The 20977-nt window shown below is 74.5% G+C and carries 1 protein-coding gene; it reads left to right on the top strand.

Annotated elements, in window-relative coordinates:
• Positions 1 to 24 precede the first annotated feature (24 nt).
• The gene (locus GPA10_RS09100) at positions 25 to 20937 is read left to right on the top strand and encodes a type I polyketide synthase (protein ID WP_198351546.1); all 20913 of its coding nucleotides are present in this window, start codon (positions 25 to 27) and stop codon (positions 20935 to 20937) included.
• Positions 20938 to 20977: the final 40 nt, after the last annotated feature.

Genomic DNA, 20977 nt, shown 5'->3' with positions numbered 1-20977 from the left:
AACTCGCCTGAAAGGTCACAACAGATGTCGAACGAGGAGAAGTACCTCGACTACCTCCGGCGAGCCACGGTGGACCTCCAAGAGGCACGTGGCAAGCTGCGCGAGGTCGAGGAGCGCGAGGTCGAACCGATCGCGATCATCGGCATGAGCTGCCGGTTCCCCGGCGGCGTGCGGTCGCCGGAGGAGCTGTGGCAGCTCGTGGCGGACGGCCGGGACGCAGTCTCCGGCTTCCCCACCAACCGGGGCTGGGACCTGGAGGGGCTCTACGACGACAACCCCGACCAGCAGGGGACCAGTTACACCCGTGAGGGCGGCTTCCTGCACGACGCCGACCAGTTCGACCCGGCGTTCTTCGGGATATCCCCGCGCGAGGCCGCGGCGATGGACCCCCAGCAGCGGCTGCTCCTGGAGACGTCCTGGGAGGCGTTCGAGCGGGCCGGGATCGACCCGCACTCGGTACGGGGCAGCAAGAGCGGCGTCTTCATCGGCACCAACGGCCAGGGCTACCTGGTACGCCTGGCCGCGGGCGGCGTGCCGGACGGCTACGAGGGGTACTTCCTCACCGGCAACGCGGCCAGCGTCGTGTCCGGCCGCATCTCCTACGCGCTCGGCCTCGAAGGCCCCGCGCTGACCATCGACACCGCCTGCTCGTCGTCGCTGGTCGCCCTGCACCTCGCCGTCCACGCGCTGCGGCACAACGAGTGCGGGCTCGCCGTCGCGGGCGGTGTCACCGTGATGTCGACGCCCGACACGTTCATCGAGTTCAGTCGCCAGCGCGGCCTCGCCATGGACGGCCGCTGCAAGCCCTTCGCGGACGCCGCGGACGGCACCGGCTGGGGCGAGGGCGCCGGCCTGCTGCTCCTCGAACGCCTCTCCGACGCACGGCGCAACGGCCACCCCGTCCTCGCGGTCGTACGGGGCTCCGCCGTCAACCAGGACGGCGCCTCCAACGGCCTGACCGCCCCCAACGGCCCCTCGCAGCAGCGCGTGATCCGGGCAGCCCTCGCCGCCTCGAACCTCGCTCCGTCCGACGTGGACGCCGTGGAGGCACACGGCACCGGCACCACCCTCGGCGACCCCATCGAGGCGCAGGCGCTCCTCGCCACCTACGGCCAGGGCAGGCCCGCGGACCGGCCGCTGTGGCTGGGCGCCCTGAAGTCCAACATCGGTCACACCCAGGCGGTCTCCGGTGTGGCCGGTGTGATGAAGATGGTCATGGCGATGCGGCACGGCGTGCTGCCGAAGACCCTGCACGTCGACCAGCCGTCGACGCACGTGGACTGGTCGGCGGGCGCGGTGGAGCTGCTGACCGAGGCCCGGTCGTGGCCCGAGACCGGTCAGCCGTGGCGTGCGGGTGTGTCGTCGTTCGGCGTCAGCGGCACCAACGCGCACGTCATCGTCGAGCAGGCCCCCGAGTCACCCGAGACCGAACACGAGGACTCCCCGGAGCCCGCGCGTGCCGACGGCCCGCTGCCGTGGACCCTCTCGGCCCGTGACGCCGACGCCCTGCGCGGCCAGGCCGAGCGGCTCCTGACCTTCGTGGGCGAGAACCCCGAGTGGTCCGTGGCCGATGTGGGCCACTCCCTCGTGGTTTCCCGTGCGGTCCTGGAACATCGCGCCGTGCTGGTGGCCGGTGACCGGGCCGGGCTTGTCGAGGCCCTGACGGCCGTGGCCGAGGGCAGGTCGACGCCCGCCGCGGTCACGGGCCGCGCCGAGGAGTCCGGCCAGGTGGCGTTACTGTTCTCGGGTCAGGGGTCGCAGCGGCTCGGCATGGGCCGTGAACTGGCGGACCGTTTCCCGGTGTTCGCCGGTGCGCTGGACGCCGTACTGGACGAGTTCGATCCGCGAGTACGGGAGACCGTGTTCGGTGAGGACGCGGACGCGCTGAACGAGACGGGGGTGACGCAGCCCGCGTTGTTCGCGGTGGAGGTGGCTCTCTTCCGTCTGCTGGAGTCGTGGGGCGTACGCCCGGATGTGCTGGCGGGTCACTCGATCGGTGAGCTGGCCGCGGCGCATGTGGCTGGTGTGTGGTCGTTGGCCGATGCCGTGAAGGTGGTGTCGGCGCGGGGTGCGCTGATGCAGGCGCTGCCTACCGGTGGTGCGATGGTCGCGATTCAGGCGTCCGAGGACGAGGTGGCGGCCGATCTGCCGGAGACGGTGGGCATCGCGGCGGTCAACGGGCCTCATTCCGTGGTGATTTCGGGTGTTGCCGCTGACGCGGAGGTGGTGGCGGAGCGGTGGCGTGAGGCGGGCCGCAAGGTGTCCCGTCTCAAGGTGAGCCATGCGTTCCACTCGCCGCTGATGGACCCGATGCTGGACGACTTCCGGCAGGTTCTCGAAGGGGTGTCGTACGAGGCTCCCGCCGTCCCGATCGTGTCGACGCTGACGGGTCGGACGGCCTCCACGGAAGAGCTCTCGTCGCCGGAGTACTGGGTGCGGCATGTGCGGGAGTCGGTGCGGTTCGCCGACGCCGTGCGCACCCTGGTCGCCGAAGGTGTGGGGACGTTCGTCGAGGTCGGGCCGGGTGGGACGCTGTCCGCCCTCGGGCAGGAGTCCGCGCCGGACGCGGGCTTCGTGCCGGTGCTGCGCGGCGACCGCCCCGAGGCGGTGGCCGTCACGGCGGCCGCCGGACAGCTCCACGTACGCGGTGTGCACGTGGAGTGGAAGGAGTTCTTCACCGGGCGTGGGGCACGGCGGGTCGACCTGCCGACGTACGCGTTCCAGCGCGACCGCCACTGGCTCGACGCCCTGCCCGCGACCGGAGACGTCACGGCGGCGGGTCTCGGTGCCGCCGACCACCCGCTGCTTGGGGCTGCCGTCACCGTGGGCGGCACGGACGGCGTGCTGCTCACCGGCCGCCTCGCGGTCCAGACCCACCCGTGGCTCGGCGACCACGTGGTGCACGGCTCGGTGGTGCTTCCCGGCACGGCCTTCCTCGAACTGGCGGTACGCGCGGGCGATCAGGTCGGCTGCGACCTGGTCGAGGAACTCACCCTGGAGGCGCCCCTCGTGGTGCCCGAGAGCGGTGGCGTCCGCGTACAGGTGTGGGTCGGTGCCGAGGAGGAGTCGGGCAGCCGCGAGCTGACCGTTTATGCGAGCGCGGGCGACACCGACGACGACCGGCCGTGGACCCGGCACGCCACCGGTGTGCTGCGCGCGGTCGGACGCTCCGGCGGGACCGCTTTGACGGAGTGGCCGCCCACGGGCGCCAAGGTCGTCGACCTGGACGGGTACCCCGACCACGCGGCCGACGCCGGGCTCGGCTACGGACCGGTGTTCCAGGGCCTGCGCGCCGTGTGGCGCCGCGCCGACGAGGTGTTCGCCGAGGTCGTGCTCCCGGACGGCGTGGAGGTGGACGGATTCGGGCTGCACCCGGCGCTCCTCGACGCGGCCCTGCACGCCATCGGCCTGACCGGCGAGGCCGACGAGCGCGGTCAGCTGCCGCACACCTGGTCCGGGGTGCGGCTGCACGCCTCCGGCGCGACCGTGCTGCGGGTGCGCCTCGCGCCCACCGGGGCCGACGGGGTGTCGCTGACGGTGGCGGACGGGGCGGGCGCCCCAGTGGCCACCGTCGACGGTCTCGTCCTCCGCCCGGTCACGCCGGAACAGCTCACCGACGGTGAGCACGGAGACGCGCTGTTCGGTGTCGACTGGGCACCGGTGCCGCAGGCCGACGGCGACCTCCCGACGGTCGCGTGGGCCGACCCCGCCGACCCGACCGACCCCGCCGACCCGACCGACCCCGCCGACCCGACCGACCCCGCGAGCCTGGCCGACCTGACCGGCCTGATCGAGCCGCAGCCCGACTTCGTGGTCGTGGCGTGCCCCGACACGTCCGCTTCCGGCCCGGTCACCGGCGCGCACGAAGCCGCGCACTGGGCGCTGCACACGGTCAGGACGTGGCTGGCGGACGAACGCTTCGAGGCGGCACGCCTGGTCGTGGTGACCGGGGGAGCCGTCGCCGTGACGCCTGCGCCGTCCGGTGACGCCACCGGGCCCGACACGTCCGGCGGGCCCCACGCGTCCGGCGGGTCTCACGCGTCCGGCGGGTCTCACACGTCACATGAGTCCGACGCGTCCGACGCGTCCCACACGTCCGGCGAGGCGGTGCGGAACCTCGCGCAGGCCGCCGTGTGGGGCCTGGTGCGCTCGGCACAGCTGGAGAACCCCGACCGGATCGTCCTGGTGGACCTCGACGGGGAAGCGGCTTCGCGCGACGCGCTGCCCGCCGCCCTCGCCACCGGTGAGACCCAACTGGCGGTCCGCGCGGGGGCGATCAGCGCTCCCCGCCTCGCCAGGATCCCGAAGTCCGTGGTCGACGACCCCGGCTTCGGCTCCGGTGCCGTCCTCGTCACCGGTGCCACGGGCACCCTGGGCGCGCTCGTCGCCCGGCACCTGGTCGCCGGGCGCGGGGTGCGCAACCTGCTCCTGGTGAGCAGGCGCGGCGAAGCGGCCGAGGGCGCCACGGAACTGCGGGACGAACTCGTCGCGCAGGGCGCCGAGGTGACCCTGGCGGCCTGCGACGTGGCCGACCGCGACGCCGTCGCGGCCCTCCTTGCCGAGCACCCCGTGACCGCTGTCGTGCACACCGCGGGTGTCCTCGACGACGGCGTGCTCGGCTCGCTGACGCCGGAGCGGATCGACACGGTGTTCCGGCCCAAGGTCGACGCGGCCTGGCACCTGCACGAGCTGACCCGCGACCTGGACCTGTCCGCGTTCGTCCTGTTCTCCTCGGTGGCGGGCCTCCTCGGCGCACCCGGCCAGGCCAACTACGCGGCGGCCAACACCTTCCTGGACGCCCTCGCCCAGCACCGCCGCGCCCAGGGCCTGCCCGCCACGTCCCTCGCCTGGGGCCTGTGGGCCGAGGCCAGCGGCATGACGGGGCAGCTCGCCGACGCCGACCTCAAGCGGATGGGCCGCGGCGGTCTGCTCCCGCTCCGCAACGCCGACGGGCTCGCCCTGTTCGACGCCGCCGCCCCGACCGGACGGGCCCTCCTCGCGCCCGCCCCCCTCGATCTGCCCGCCCTGCACCGCCAGGCGCGCTCGCACCCGGTGGCCCACATCCTCCGCGGCCTGGTGCGCGGCCCGGCACGCAGGACCGCCGACGCCGGTTCCGTCGCCGAGTCCGCGCTGGCGCAGACCCTGGCAGGGATGACCGCGGCGGAACGGGAGAAGGCACTCCTCGACCTCGTCCTCGGCCGCGTGGCCGTGGTCCTCGGCCACAGCTCCGCCCAGGCCGTCGCGCCCGACCGCGCGTTCAAGGAACTCGGCTTCGACTCGCTGACCGCCGTCGAACTGCGCAACCACCTCAACGCGGTCACCGAGCTGCGGCTGCCCTCGACGCTGGTCTTCGACTACCCGACGCCCGCCGCCCTGGCGGCGTTCCTCGACACCGAACTCGCCGGCGCGCCCGTCCTCGCGGCGACCGCGCACACCGCGGCCGCCCTCGACGAACCCCTCGCGATCGTCGGCATGAGCTGCCGCTTCCCGGGCGGCGTGAACTCGCCCGAGGACCTGTGGCGGCTGCTCGCCGGCGGCGAGGACGCCGTCGTGGAGTTCCCCGGCGACCGCGGCTGGGACCTGGACGCCCTGTACGACCCGGACGCCGCGAACTCCGGCACCTCGTACACCCGCATGGGCGCCTTCCTCGACCGCGCGGCGGACTTCGACCCGGCGTTCTTCGGGATCTCGCCGCGCGAGGCCCTCGCGATGGACCCGCAGCAGCGGCTCCTCCTGGAGACGTCCTGGGAGGCGTTCGAGCGGGCGGGCATCGACCCGCACTCGCTGCGCGGCAGCCGGTCCGGCGTGTTCGTCGGCACCAACGGCCAGGACTATCCGTCGCTGCTGATGGCAGCCCCGGACAACTGGGCCGAGGTCGAGGGCTACATCGGCACCGGCAACGCGGCCAGCGTCATCTCCGGCCGGGTGTCCTACGCGTTCGGCCTCGAAGGCCCCGCCGTGACGGTGGACACGGCGTGCTCCTCGTCGCTCGTCGCGCTGCACTGGGCGAGCCAGGCGCTGCGCTCCGGCGAGTGCTCCCTCGCGCTCGTCGGCGGTGTCACGGTGATGTCGACCCCCGGGGTGTTCATCGACTTCAGCCGTCAGCGCGGCCTCGCGGAGGACGGCCGCTGCAAGGCGTTCTCGGACAGCGCCGACGGCACGGGCTGGGGCGAGGGCGTCGGCATGCTCCTCGTGGAGCGCCTCTCGGACGCCGAGCGCAACGGCCACCAGATCCTCGCGGTCGTCCGCGGTTCCGCCGTGAACCAGGACGGCGCCTCCAACGGCCTGACCGCCCCGAACGGCCCCTCGCAGCAGCGCGTGATCCGGCAAGCCCTCGCCGGCGCCGGGCTCGAACCGTCCGACGTGGACGCCGTGGAGGCGCACGGCACCGGCACCACCCTCGGCGACCCCATCGAGGCGCAGGCGCTCCTCGCCACCTACGGCAAGGACCGCACCGGGGACCCCCTGTGGCTGGGTTCGGTGAAGTCCAACATCGGTCACACGCAGGCCGCCGCGGGCGTGGCCGGTGTCATCAAGATGGTGCTCGCCCTGCGGCACGGCTTGCTGCCGCCGACTCTGCACGTCACCGAACCTTCCACCCACGTGGACTGGTCCGCGGGCGCGGTGGAGCTGCTGACCGAGGCCCGGCCGTGGCCCGAGACGGGGCGGCCGCGGCGTGCGGGTGTGTCGTCGTTCGGCGTGAGCGGCACGAACGCGCACGTCGTCGTCGAGCAGGCGCCCGCGGCCGGGCGGACCGACCGGGAACCGGAACCGGAGCCCGTCGGCGACGGCCTGGTCCCGTGGACGCTGTCCGCCCACACCCCGGAAGCACTGCGGGGGCAGGCAGATCGGCTCAAATCCGCGGTGGGCGAGAACCCCGAGTGGTCCGTGGCCGATGTGGGCCACTCCCTCGTGGCTTCCCGTGCGGTCCTGGAACACCGCGCCGTGCTGGTGGCCGGTGACCGGGCCGGGCTCGTGGAGGCCCTGACGGCCCTGGCCGAGGGCAGGACGACGCCCGCCGCGGTCACGGGCCGCGCCGAGGAGTCCGGCCAGGTGGCGTTCCTGTTCTCGGGTCAGGGGTCGCAGCGGCTCGGCATGGGCCGCGAACTGGCGGGGCGTTTCCCGGTGTTCGCGGGTGCGCTGGATGCCGTACTGGACGAGTTCGATCCGCGAGTACGGGAGACCGTGTTCGGTGAGGACGCGGACGCGTTGAACGAGACGGGGGTGACGCAGCCCGCGCTGTTCGCGGTCGAGGTCGCTCTCTTCCGGCTGTTTGAGTCGTGGGGCGTTCGGCCGGATGTGCTGGCCGGTCACTCGATTGGCGAGCTGGCCGCCGCGCATGTGGCTGGTGTGTGGTCCCTCGCGGACGCGGTGAAGGTGGTGTCGGCGCGTGGCGAGCTGATGCAGGCGCTGCCTACCGGTGGCGCGATGGTCGCGATCCAGGCGTCCGAGGCCGAGGTGGCCTCGGACCTGTCGGAGACCGTGGGCATCGCGGCGGTCAACGGCCCGACATCGGTGGTGATCTCCGGTGTCACCGCCGATGTGGAGGCGGTCGCGGAGCGCTGGCGTGAGGCGGGCCGGAAGCTGTCCCGCCTGAAGGTCAGCCACGCGTTCCACTCGCCGCTGATGGACCCGATGCTCGACGACTTCCGCCGGGTCCTGGAAGGGGTCTCGTACGAGGCTCCGTCGATCCCGATCGTGTCGACGCTGACCGGCGCCCGCGCGAGCGCGGAGGAGCTGGCGTCCCCCGAGTACTGGGTGCGCCATGTGCGGGAGTCGGTGCGGTTCGCCGACGCCGTGAACACGCTGGTCGCCGAGGGCGTCGGGACGTTCGTCGAGGTCGGCCCCGGCGGCACGCTCTCCGCGCTCGGGCAGGAGTCCGCGCCGGACGCGGGCTTCGTGCCGGTGCTGCGCGGCGACCGCCCCGAGGCGGTGGCCGTCACGGCGGCCGCCGGACAGCTCCACGTACGCGGTGTGCGCGTCGAGTGGGAGCCGTTCTTCGCCGACGGCGCCGCGCGCCGCGTGGGACTGCCGACGTACGCGTTCCAGCACCAGCGGTACTGGCCCGACGTGCTGCCCGCGATCGGTGACGTCACGGCGGCGGGTCTCGGCGCGGCCGACCACCCGCTGCTCGGGGCTGCCGTCACCGTGGGCGGCACGGACGGCGTGCTGCTCACCGGCCGCCTCTCGGCCCGGACCCACCCGTGGCTTGCCGACCACGCGGTGCACGGCTCGATCCTGCTCCCCGGCACCGCGTTCCTCGAACTGGCGGTACGCGCGGGCGACCAGGTCGGCTGCGACCTGGTCGAGGAACTCACCCTGGAGGCCCCCCTCGTCCTGCCCGAGAACGGCACCGTACGGGTACAGGTGTGGGTCGGCGCCGAGGACGGATCGGGCCGGCGCGAGCTGACCCTCCACTCCAGCGCCGGTGACACCGACGACGGCAGGTCGTGGACCCGGCACGCCGTCGGTGTGCTCCGGGCGGGCGGCCGGTCCGAGGGAACCGGCCTGGCCGCCTGGCCGCCCGCGGACGCGGAGACCGTCACGCTGGACGGGTTCTACGACCACATGGCCGCCGGAGGCTTCGGCTACGGACCGGTGTTCCAGGGCCTGCGGGCCGCCTGGCGGCGCCACGGCGAGGTGTTCGCCGAGGTCGCGCTGCCGGAGGACACGAAGGCGGACGGCTTCGGCCTGCACCCGGCGCTCCTCGACGCGGCCCTGCACGCCATCGGCCTGACCGGTGACGCCGACGGGGTCGGACGGCTGCCGTTCGTGTGGACGGGCGTACGTCTGCACGCCTCGGGCGCGGAAAGGCTGCGGGTGCGGCTGACCCCCTCCGGGGCGGACCGGGTGGCGCTGACGATCGCGGACGGGGCGGGCGCCCCGGTAGCCACAGTGGACTCGCTGGTGATCCGGCCGGTCTCGCGGGAGCAGCTCGCCGGTGACGACCTCGGGGACGCGCTGTTCGGCGTGGACTGGGTGCCGGTGCCGCTGCCCGACGGCGACCTCCCGACGACCAGGTGGTCCGACCTGGAGGCCCTGCCGACGTCGGGGGAACTGCCCGACTTCGTCGTCCTGCCGCGCCCCGTCGTGTCCACGTCCGGGCCGGTGCCCGCCGCGCACGAGGCCGCGCACTGGGCACTGGACGCCGTCAGGACCTGGCTCGCCGACGACCGGTTCGACACGGCACGCCTCGTCGTGGTCACCGGGGGAGCGGTCGCCGCCTCCGCCGACGAGGACGTACGGGATGTCGCGCAGGCCGCGGTGTGGGGCCTGGTGCGGTCCGCGCAGTCGGAGAACCCCGACCGGATCGTCCTGGTCGACCTCGACGACGAAGTGGCGTCGCTCGACGTCCTGCCCGCAGCCCTCGCCACCGGCGAGGCGCAGCTGGCGATCCGCTCCGGCGCTGTCAGCGTGCCGCGTTTCGTCCGGGCACAGAGGTCCGTGACGGACGACCCCGGCTTCGGCACGGGAGCGGTCCTCGTGACCGGCGCGACGGGCACCCTGGGCGGTCTGTTCGCCCGGCACCTGGTGGCTGAGCGCGGCGTACGGAAGCTGCTCCTGGTGAGCAGGCGCGGCGAGGCGGCCGAGGGCGCCACCGAGCTGCGGGACGAACTTGTCGCGCAGGGCGCCGAGGTGACCCTCGCCGCCTGCGACGTGGCGGACCGCGACGCCCTCGCGGCGCTGCTCGCCGAGCACGAGGTCACCTCCGTCGTCCACACCGCCGGTGTCCTCGACGACGGCGTCATCGGCTCGCTCACCCCGGAGCGGATCGACACGGTGTTCCGGCCCAAGGTCGACGCGGCCTGGCACCTGCACGAGCTGACCCGCGACCTGGACCTGTCCGCGTTCGTCCTGTTCTCCTCCGCCTCCGGTGTGTTCGGCGGACCCGGCCAGGGCAACTACGCGGCGGCCAACACCTTCCTGGACGCCCTCGCCCAGCACCGCCGCGCCCAGGGCCTGCCCGCCACGTCCCTCGCCTGGGGTCTGTGGGCCGAGGCCAGCGGCATGGCAGGGCAGCTCGACGACGCCGACATCAAGCGGATGAGCCGCGGCGGCCTGATCCCGCTCCGCAACACTGAGGGGCTCGCCCTGTTCGACGCGGCGGGCTCGACCGGGCGCGCCGTCCTCGCCCCCGTGCCCCTCGACCTGCCCGCCCTGCACCAGCAGGCGCGGAACCACCCCGTGGCGCCCGTCCTGCGCGGCCTGGTGCGCTCCACCGTCCGCAGGACCGTCGAGCGCGCCGCCGTCGAGGGCTCGGCGCTCGCCGCGTCGCTGGTGGGCCTGACCGACGCGGAGCGCGAGAAGGTCCTGCTCGACCTCGTACTCGGCCACGTGGCCGTCGTGCTCGGCCACAGCTCCGCGCACGCCGTCGCACCCGACCGCGCCTTCAGGGAACTCGGCTTCGACTCCCTCAGCGCCGTCGAACTGCGCAACCACCTCAACGCCGTCACCGAACTGCGCCTGCCCGCGACGCTCGTCTTCGACCACCCGACCCCCGAGGCGGTGGCCGCGTTCATCGGCACCGAACTCGCGGGCGCCCCGGTCGTCACGGCGACCACCCGCACGGTGGCCGCCGTCACCGACGAGCCGATCGCGATCGTCGGCATGAGCTGCCGCTACCCCGGCGGTGTCAACTCGCCCGAGGACCTGTGGCAGCTCGTCCTGAACGGTGTCGACGCCATCGGCGAGTTCCCCGACAACCGCGGCTGGGACCTGGCACGGCTCTACCACCCGGACCCCGAGCACATGGGCACCTCCTACACCCGTGAAGGCGGCTTCCTCTACGGCGCCGACCAGTTCGACCCGGCGTTCTTCGGGATATCCCCGCGCGAGGCCCTCGCGATGGACCCCCAGCAGCGGCTGCTCCTGGAGGCGTCGTGGGAGGCGTTCGAGCGCGCGGGGATCGCCCCGGAGTCGGCGCGGGGCAGCGCCACCGGCGTGTACGCGGGCCTCATGTACCACGACTACGCGGCGCGCCTTCGCTCCGTGCCGGACGACGTGGAGGGATACCTCGGCACCGGCGCGTCCGGCAGCGTCGCGTCCGGCCGCGTCGCCTACGCCCTCGGGCTCGAAGGCCCCGCGGTGACCGTGGACACGGCGTGCTCGTCGTCCCTGGTCGCTCTGCACATGGCAGTGCAGGCGCTGCGGTCCGGAGAGTGCGACATGGCGCTCGCGGGCGGTGTCGCCGTGATGGCCACCGCCGGCACGTTCGTGGACTTCAGCCGCCAGCGCGGTCTGTCCGCCGACGGCCGCTGCAAGTCGTTCTCCGACACCGCGGACGGCACCGGCTGGGGCGAGGGCGTCGGCATGCTCCTCGTGGAGCGCCTCTCCGACGCCCGCCGCAACGGCCACCCGGTCCTGGCCCTCGTACGGGGCTCGGCGATCAACCAGGACGGCGCGTCGAACGGCCTGACCGCGCCGAACGGCCCCTCGCAGCAGCGGGTCATCCGCCAGGCCCTGGCGAGCGCGGGCCTGGCCCCCTCCGACGTGGACGCGGTCGAGGCGCACGGCACGGGCACCACCCTCGGCGACCCCATCGAGGCGCAGGCGCTCCTCGCCACCTACGGGCAGGACCGCACCGGGGACCCCCTGTGGCTCGGCTCCATCAAGTCCAACATCGGCCACACCCAGGCCGCGGCCGGAGTCTCCGGCATCATCAAGATGGTCATGGCGCTGCGCCACGGCGTGCTGCCGCCCACCCTGCACGTCAGCGAGCCCACGTCGCAGGTGGACTGGTCCGCCGGTGACGTCGAACTCCTCACGGAGGCCAGGCCGTGGCCGGAGACCGGCCGCCTGCGCCGGGCCGGTGTGTCGTCGTTCGGTGTGAGCGGCACGAACGCGCACACCATCATCGAGCACGTGCCGGACGAGGAGCACCGCCCGGCCCCGCTCGACGGCGCCGCGCCGTGGGTGCTTTCCGGCCGGAGCGCGCAGGCGCTGCGGGCGCAGGCCGCGCGGCTGCGGGACCACGTCTCGGGCGATCCGGCGACCGGTGAACTGGACGTCGCCTACTCGCTCGCGGCCACCAGGTCCGCGTTCGACCACCGTGCCGTCGTCGTGGCCGACGACCGCACGGCGCTCCTCGACGGCCTCACCGCACTCGCCGACGGCCGGTCGTTCCCCGGCCTCGACACGGGGACCGTCACCGTCGGAGGCGTGGGCTTCCTGTTCTCGGGCCAGGGCTCGCAGCGGCTCGGCATGGGCCGCGAACTCGCCGCGCGCTTCCCCGTGTTCGCCGAAGCGCTCGACACGGTCCTGGACGCGTTCGACCCGCGGGTGCGTGCGGTGCTGTCCGGCGACGACGCCGACGCCCTGAACGAGACCGGCATCACCCAGCCCGCCCTGTTCGCCGTCGAGGTGGCCCTCTTCAGCCTCCTCGAGGAGTGGGGCATCCGGCCCGCCATGCTGGCCGGTCACTCGATCGGTGAGCTGGCCGCCGCCCACGTCGCCGGTGTGTGGTCCCTCGCGGACGCCGTGAAGGTGGTGTCGGCGCGTGGCGAGCTGATGCAGGCGCTGCCTACCGGTGGTGCGATGGTCGCCATTCAGGCGTCCGAGGACGAGGTGGCGGCCGATCTGCCGGAGACGGTGGGCATCGCGGCGGTCAACGGGCCCTCCTCTGTGGTGATTTCGGGTGTTGCCGCCGACGCGGAGGCGGTGGCGGAGCGGTGGCGTGAGGCGGGCCGCAAGGTGTCCCGTCTCAAGGTGAGCCACGCGTTCCACTCGCCGCTGATGGACCCGATGCTCGACGACTTCCGGCAGGTCCTCGAAGGGGTCTCGTACGAGGCTCCCGCCATCCCGATCGTGTCGACGCTGACCGGCGCCCGCGCGAGCGCGGAGGAGCTGACCTCCCCCGAGTACTGGGTGCGCCACGTGCGGGAGTCGGTGCGGTTCGCCGACGCCGTGCGCACCCTGGCCGCCGAGGGCATGATCACGTTCGTCGAGGTCGGCCCCGGCGGCACCCTGTCCGCCCTCGGCCAGGAGACCGCGCCCGAAGCGGCCTTCGTCCCCGTACTGCGCACCGACCGCCCGGAGCCGGTGGCCGCCACGACAGCAGCGGGACAGCTCCACGTACGCGGCGTACGCGTCGACTGGGCGGCGTACTTCGCCGGGCGCGGCGCGCGCCGGGTCGACCTGCCCACGTACGCGTTCCAGCACCGGCGCTACTGGCTGGACGCCGGAGTGTCCGCGGGCGACCTGGACGCGGCGGGCCTCGGCGCGGCCGGGCATCCGCTGCTCGCCGCGGTCGTCGACACGGCCGACTCGGACGAGCAGCTCTTCACGGGCCGGTTGTCCCTGGAGTCCCACCCGTGGCTCGCCGACCACGCCGTCCAGGGCGCGGTCCTGCTGCCCGGCACGGCGTTCCTCGAACTGGCCGTGCGCGCGGGCGACCAGCTCGGCTGCGACCTCGTCGAGGAACTCACCCTGGAGGCGCCCCTCGTGGTGCCCGAGAGCGGTGGCGTCCGCTTGCAGGTGCGGGTCGGCGCGCCGGACGCGTCGGAGCGGCGCGCGCTGACGGTGTACGCGCGCGGCGACGACGGCGAGCTGTGGGTACGGCACGCGAGCGGCACGCTCACGGCCGGAGCCGACGCCCCGTCCTCCGACGTCGGCGCCTGGCCGCCCGCCGGGGCCGAGACCGTCGACCTGGACGGGTTCTACGACCACATGGCCGACGCGGGCTTCGGCTACGGCCCGGCCTTCCAGGGCCTGCGGGCCGCATGGCGGCGCGACGGCGAGGTGTTCGCCGAGGTCGCCCTGGAGGAGGAAGTGGGCGCCGACGGATTCGGCCTGCACCCGGCCCTGCTCGACGCGGCCCTGCACGCCATCGGCCTCGCCGCGGGCACCGACGGCGTCGGCAGGCTGCCGTTCTCCTGGTCGGGCGCGCGGCTGCACGCCTTCGGAGCGACCGTGCTGCGGGTGCGGCTCGCACCCGCGGGCACCGACGGCATGGCGTTGGCCATCGCCGACGGGACGGGCGCCCCGGTGGCCACGATCGACTCGCTGGTCCTGCGCCCGCTGGCGGCGACGCTGTCGGGGCAGGGCCGCGATTCGCTGTTCCGCCTCGACTGGGTGCCCGCGTCGACGCCGTCCGGGAGTACCGCTGCGGCGGGTGAGGTCGCGGAGTTCGCCGACCGGGCCGCGATCGTCGCTGCCCTCGACGCGGGCGGGACGCTGCCGGACACCGTCGTGGTGCGGTGCGCCGAGACCCGCGACGCGGGCGCCGCCCGCCAGGAGGTCCTCGCCGCCCTGGAGCTCGTGCAGAGCTGGCTGGCCGACGAGCGCTGCGCCGCCTCACGGCTCGTCCTCGTCACCCGCGGCGCGGTGGCCGCCGGCTCCGGCGACGACGTGCCGGACCTGGCGGCGGCCGCGGTGTGGGGTCTGATCCGCTCCGCGCAGTCGGAGCACCCCGACCGCTTCGTGCTTGTGGACACCGACGACCAGGACGGCTGGCGGGCCGCGCTCGCCACCGGCGAACCCCAGGCCGTCGTACGGGACGGCCGCGTGCTCGTGGCCCGCCTCACCCGCGTACGGCCGCAGGAGACCGGCACCGACCCGGCGTCCGCGCCGGCGTTCGGACCGGACAGCACCGTCCTGGTGACCGGCGCCTCGGGCGCGCTCGGCGGCCTGTTCGCCCGGCACCTCGTCGCCCGGCACGGCGTCGGCCGCCTCGTGCTCGCGAGCAGGCGCGGCCCCTCGGCCGCGGGCGCCGCGGAACTCCGCGACGAACTGACCGCGCAGGGCGCCGAGGTCACCGTGGTCGCCTGCGACGTCGCGGACCGCGACGCGGTGGCGGCGCTGCTCGCCGAGCACCCCGTCACGGCCGTCGTGCACACCGCCGGTGTCCTCGACGACGCCACCGTCGGCTCGCTCACCCCGGACCAGGTCGACACGGTGTTCCGGCCCAAGGTCGACGCGGCCCGGCACCTGCACGAGCTGACCCGCGACCTGGACCTGTCCGCTTTCGTGCTGTTCTCGTCCGTCGCGGGCACCCTCGGCGGCTCCGGTCAGGGCAACTACGCGGCGGCGAACACGTTCCTCGACGCGCTCGCCCGGCACCGCGCCGCCACGGGCCTGCCCGCCACGTCACTGGCGTGGGGCCTGTGGGCCGACGGCATGGGCGCCCGGGTGGCACACTCCGCCACCACGGGCCTGTCCGCCGCGGAAGGAGTCGCGCTGTTCGACGCCGCGGTCGCGGGGACCGACACGGTCGTCGTACCGATGCGGCTCGACACGAAGGCCGTACGGGAACTCCCGCTGGTGCCCCCGGTGTTCAGCAACCTGGTACGGACGACGAGCCGCAGGGCCGCGGGGCACGGAACCGACCCCGCCGCCGCCCTCCGCGAGAGCCTCGCGCCGCTGGCCGGGGCCGACCGGGACCGGGTCCTGCTCGACCTCGTCCGCACCCAGGCCGCCGCCGTCCTCGGCCACTCCGGCCCGGAGGCCGTCGCCTCCGGGCAGGCGTTCACGGAGCTGGGCTTCGACTCGCTGACCGCCGTCGACCTGCGCAACCGCATGGGTGCGGCCACCGGCCTGCGGCTGCCCGCCACCCTGGTCTTCGACTACCCGACCCCGGCGGCGCTCGCCGCGTTCGTGGGCACCGAACTCGCGGGCGCCCCGGTCGTCACGGCGAGCGCCCCCACGGCGGCAGCCGCGACCGACGAGCCGATCGCCATCGTCGGCATGAGCTGCCGCTACCCCGGCGGGGTCCGCTCCCCGGAGGACCTGTGGCGGATGCTCGCCGACGGGGCCGAGGGCATCACCTCGTTCCCGGCCGAGCGCGGCTGGGACGTGGAGGCGCTGTACGACCCGTCGGGCGAGCGCGCCAACACCTCGTACACCCGCGAGGGCGGCTTCCTCCACGACGCCGACCGGTTCGACCCGGCGTTCTTCGGCATCTCGCCCCGCGAGGCGCTGGCGATGGACCCGCAGCAGCGGCTGCTCCTGGAGACGTCCTGGGAGGCGTTCGAACGAGCGGGCATCGACCCGCACTCGCTGAAGGGCAGCGCGACCGGCGTGTTCGCGGGCGTCATGTACCACGACTACGCCTCCCAGCTGCACAGCGCGCCGGACGGCGTCGAGGGCTTCCTCGGCACCGGCAACGCGGGCAGTGTCGCGTCCGGCCGCGTGTCCTACCTGTTCGGTCTCGAAGGGCCCGCGATGACGGTGGACACGGCCTGCTCGTCGTCCCTGGTGGCCCTGCACCTGGCCGCCCGGGCGCTGCGCTCGGGCGAGTGCTCCCTCGCGCTCGCGGGCGGCGTCACCGTCATGGCGACACCCGGCGCGTTCATCGACTTCAGCCGCCAGCAGGGCCTGTCGCCCGACGGCCGGTGCCGTTCGTTCGCCGCCGACGCCGACGGCACCGGCTGGGGCGAAGGTGTCGGCATGCTCGTCCTCGAACGGCTCTCGGACGCGCGGCGCAACGGCCACCCCGTCCTCGCGGTGGTCCGCGGCTCCGCCGTCAACCAGGACGGCGCGTCGAACGGCCTGACCGCGCCGAACGGCCCCTCGCAGCAGCGGGTCATCCGGCAGGCGCTCGCCGGCGCCGGTCTGACACCGTCCGACGTGGACGCGGTCGAGGCGCACGGCACCGGTACCACCCTCGGGGACCCCATCGAGGCGCAGGCGCTCCTCGCCACCTACGGGCAGGACCGCGCCGGTGACCCCCTGTGGCTGGGCTCGCTGAAGTCCAACATCGGCCACACCCAGGCCGCCGCGGGTGTGGGCGGCGTCATCAAGATGGTCATGGCGCTGCGGAGCGAGACGCTGCCCAAGACGCTGCACGCGGAGGAGCGCTCGCCGCACATCGACTGGTCGGCGGGCGCGGTGGAGCTCCTCACCGAGGCGCGGCCGTGGCCGCGGACGGACCGGCCCCGGCGGGCCGGTGTCTCCTCCTTCGGCTTCAGCGGCACCAACGCGCACGTCATCATCGAGTCCGCGCCCGACGCCGACGCGCCCCGGAGCCACGGCACGCAGGCCGGCCCGTGGCTCCTGTCCGCCCGTACCGAGGACGCCCTGCGCGCGCAGGCCGTGCGCCTCGGCGAACTCCTCACCGCCCAGCCCGGTCTGGACCCGGCGGACGTGGCCCGCGCGCTCGCCACCTCGCGGAGCGCGTTCGAGCACCGGCTCGCCGTCCTCGGGCAGGACCGGACCGAACTGCTCGCCGGGCTCGGCGACGCCGTCGAGGGCCGTCCCGCCGCCACCGTCGTCAGGGGTGTCGCCTACGAGCGCCGCGTCGCCTTCCTGTTCTCGGGTCAGGGGTCGCAGCGGCTCGGCATGGGCCGTGAACTGGCGGACCGTTTCCCGGTGTTCGCCGATGCCCTGGATCTCGTACTGGACGCGTTCGATCCGCGGGTGAGGGAGGTGTTGTTCGGTGAGGACGCGGACGCCCTGAACGAGACGGGGGTGACGCAGCCCGCGTTGTTCGCGGTCGAGGTCGCTCTCTTCCGTCTGCTTGAGTCCTGGGGAGTCCGGCCGGATGTGCTGGCCGGTCACTCGATCGGTGAGCTGGCCGCGGCGCATGTGGCTGGTGTGTGGTCGTTGGCCGATGCCGTGAAGGTGGTGTCGGCGCGGGGTGCGCTGATGCAGGCGCTGCCCGCCGGCGGCGCGATGGTCGCGATCCAGGCCGCCGAGGCCGAGGTCGCCTCCGAACTGCCCGGGACCGTGGGCATCGCCGCAGTCAACGGCCCGACATCGGTGGTCGTCTCCGGTGCCGCCGCCGACGTCGACGCGGTCGCCGAGCGGTGGCGCGAGGCGGGCCGCAAGGTCTCCCGCCTCAAGGTCAGCCACGCGTTCCACTCGCCGCTGATGGACCCGATGCTGGACGACTTCCGGCAGGTCCTCGAAGAGGTCTCGTACGGGGCTCCCGCGATCCCGATCGTGTCGACGCTCACCGGCCGGTCGGCGACCGCCGGTGAACTCGCCGCGCCGGACTACTGGGTGCGGCACGTGCGCGAGTCCGTGCGGTTCGCCGACGCCGTGGCCGGCACGGGAGCCGACGTCCTCGTCGAGATCGGGCCCGGCGGGGTCCTCTCGGCCCTGGGGCAGGAGACCCTGCCGGACGCGGCGTTCGTCCCGGTCCTGCGCGCCGACCGCGCGGAGGACGGCGCCGTCGTGGCCGCCCTCGCCGCACTGCACGTACGCGGCGTACGCGTCGACTGGGAGGCCTGCTTCCCCGGCCACGGCTACGGCGTCGACCTGCCCACGTACGCCTTCCAGTACCAGCGGTTCTGGCCCGACACGAGCGTCGGGCCCGCCACCGACGCGACCGGGCTCGGGCTCGGATCCGCCGACCACCCGCTGCTCGGCACCGCCGTCGCGCTCGCGGACGAGGACACCGTCCTGTTCACGGGCAGGCTGTCGCTGCGCACGCACCCCTGGCTCGCCCAGCACGAGATCATGGGGTCCGTCATCCTCCCGGGCACGGCGTTCGTCGAACTCGCCGTGCGGGCGGGCGACCAGGTCGGCTGCGCCCGCGTCGACGAACTGACGCTGGAGGCGCCCCTGGTGCTGCCCGAGCACGGCGGCGTGCAGATCCAGGTACGGGTCGGCCCGCCGGACGCCTCGGGCCGGCGCCCCGTGACGGTGCACTCCCGGGACGAGGACGGCGACCTGCCGTGGACCCGGCACGCCGGCGGCGTCCTCGCCGACGACGGCGGCGAACCCGCCGACCTCGGCACCTGGCCGCCCGGGGGCGCGCAGGCCGTGGACCTCGACGGCTTCTACGACTCCATGGCCGACGGCGGCTTCGCCTACGGGCCGCTGTTCCAGGGCCTCAAGTCGGTGTGGCGCGACGGGGACGCGGTGTTCGCCGAGGTCGCCCTCGACGCCGACACCCCGGTGACCGGGTTCGGCGTGCACCCCGCACTGCTCGACGCGGTGCTGCACGCCGTCGCGTTCGGGACGCTCGCCCCGGTCGAGCACGGACGGCTGCCGTTCGCGTGGACGGGGGTCCGGCTGCACGCCGAGGGCGCGACCTCCCTGCGGGTGCGGCTCACCCCCGCGGGACCCGACGCGGTGGCCCTGGCCGTCGCCGACGGCTCCGGGGCACCGGTCGCGACCGTGGACTCGCTGGTCCTGCGCGCGGTGTCGCCCGCCTCGCTCGGCACGGCACGCGGCCACGAGTCGCTGTTCCGGCTCGACTGGGTGCCCGCCCCGGCAGCGGCCGGCAGCTCCGGCGCCGCGGGTTCGGTCGCGGAGTTCGCCGACTGGGCCGCGGTGCGGGCCGCACTCGACGCGGGCGAGTCGCTGCCCGAGCACGTCGTGGTGCGGTACGCACGGCCCGGCGAGCCCGACGCGACGGACGCGGGCGTGGTGCGCCGCCGGGTGCACACCGCCCTGGAACTGGTGCAGGGCTGGCTGGCCGACGACCGCTGCGCCGCGTCCCGCCTCGTCCTCGTGACCCACGGCGCCGTCCCGGTCGACACCGCGGGCGACGAGAGCGACGTCCGTGACCTGGCGTCCGCCGCGGTGTGGGGTCTGGTGCGGACGGCACGGGCGGAGAACCCGGACCGCTTCGTCCTCGTGGACGTCGACGACGAGGACAGCTGGAAGCCCGCCGTCGGCAGCCCGGAGCCCGAGCTCGCCGTACGCGCCGGTGAGACGTTCGTGCCACGGCTCGTACGGGCCAGGACGACGGCGGCCGGGACCACGGAGCAGGACACGCCGGGCTTCGGCGCCGGTCCTGTCCTCGTGACCGGCGCCAGCGGCAAGCTCGGCGGCCTCGTGGCACGGCACCTGGTGCTGCGCCACGGAGTGCGGCACCTGGTCCTCGCCAGCAGGCGCGGCCACGTGGGCGCGCTGCACGGCGAGTTGGAGGCCCTGGGTGCCGATGTGCACGCCGTGGCCTGCGACGTGGCGGACCGGGACGCGGTGGCGGCGCTGCTCGCCGAGCACCCCGTGACGGCCGTCGTGCACGTGGCGGGCGTCCTCGACGACGGTGTGATCGCGTCGCAGACACCGGAGCGGATCGACACGGTGTTCCGGCCCAAGGTCGACGCGGCCTGGAACCTGCACGAGCTGACCCGCGACCTGGACCTGTCCGCGTTCGTCCTGTTCTCCTCCGCCGCGGGCACGCTCGGCACCCCGGGCCAGGCCAACTACGCCGCCGCCAACGCCTTCCTGGACGCGCTCGCCCACCACCGCCGGGCGCAGGGCCTGCCCGGGACGTCGCTCGCCTGGGGCCTGTGGGACGGCGAGGACGGCATGGGCGCCCGCATGGCCGGGACCGGTGCCGCCGGTCTCTCCGCCGACGAGGGCATGGAACTGTTCGACGCGACGGCGCTCGGCGACGACCCCGTCGTCGTACCGATGCGGCTCGACCTGCGGGCCGTGCGGGAACTCCCCGTGGTGCCGCCGGTGTTCAGCGGCCTGGTGCGGACGAAGGACCGCAGGACGGCGGAGACCGGGTCCGACCCGGCCGCCGCGCTGCGGGAGCGGCTCGCGGCGCTGCCGGCGACCGAGCGGACGTCCGCCCTCGTGGACGTGGTGTGCACGCACGTCGCGGCCGTACTGGCGCTCCCCGGCGCCGCGTCGGTCGACGAACGGCGGCCCTTCACCGACGCGGGCTTCGACTCGCTGACCGCCGTCGAACTGCGCAACCGCCTCGGTGCGGCCACGGGCCTGCGGCTGCCCGCCACCCTGATATTCGACTACCCGACCCCGCTCGACCTGGTCGGCCTCCTCACCGAGGAACTCGTCGTCGACGAGCCCGGCGGGGTGGCGCCGCTGCTCGCCGAGCTGAACCGCATCGAGGCGAGCCTCGCCGCGTTCGGGCCCGGCGACGACGAGGACGACCGGATCGGTGCCCGTCTCTCCGCCTTGCTGGCGGTGTGGCGCGACAGCCGTGCCGACGCCGCCGAGCAGCCGTCCGACGATCTCGACACCGCGACGGACGACGAGGTGTTCGACCTGCTCGGCAAGGAATTCGGCATCTCCTGAACCGCCCGCCCACTTGCTCGACGTTCCCTGGAGTAAAGAC

It is taken from the genome of Streptomyces typhae (genome assembly GCF_009755605.1).
GTDB lineage: Bacteria > Actinomycetota > Actinomycetes > Streptomycetales > Streptomycetaceae > Streptomyces > Streptomyces typhae.
This window is presented reverse-complemented; position numbering and strand designations above follow the sequence as displayed.

Excerpts from the sequence above, each read along its gene's own strand:
- GPA10_RS09100 (WP_198351546.1), top strand. The coding sequence starts at position 25 with ATGTCGAACGAGGAGAAGTACCTCGACTACCTCCGGCGAGCCACGGTG.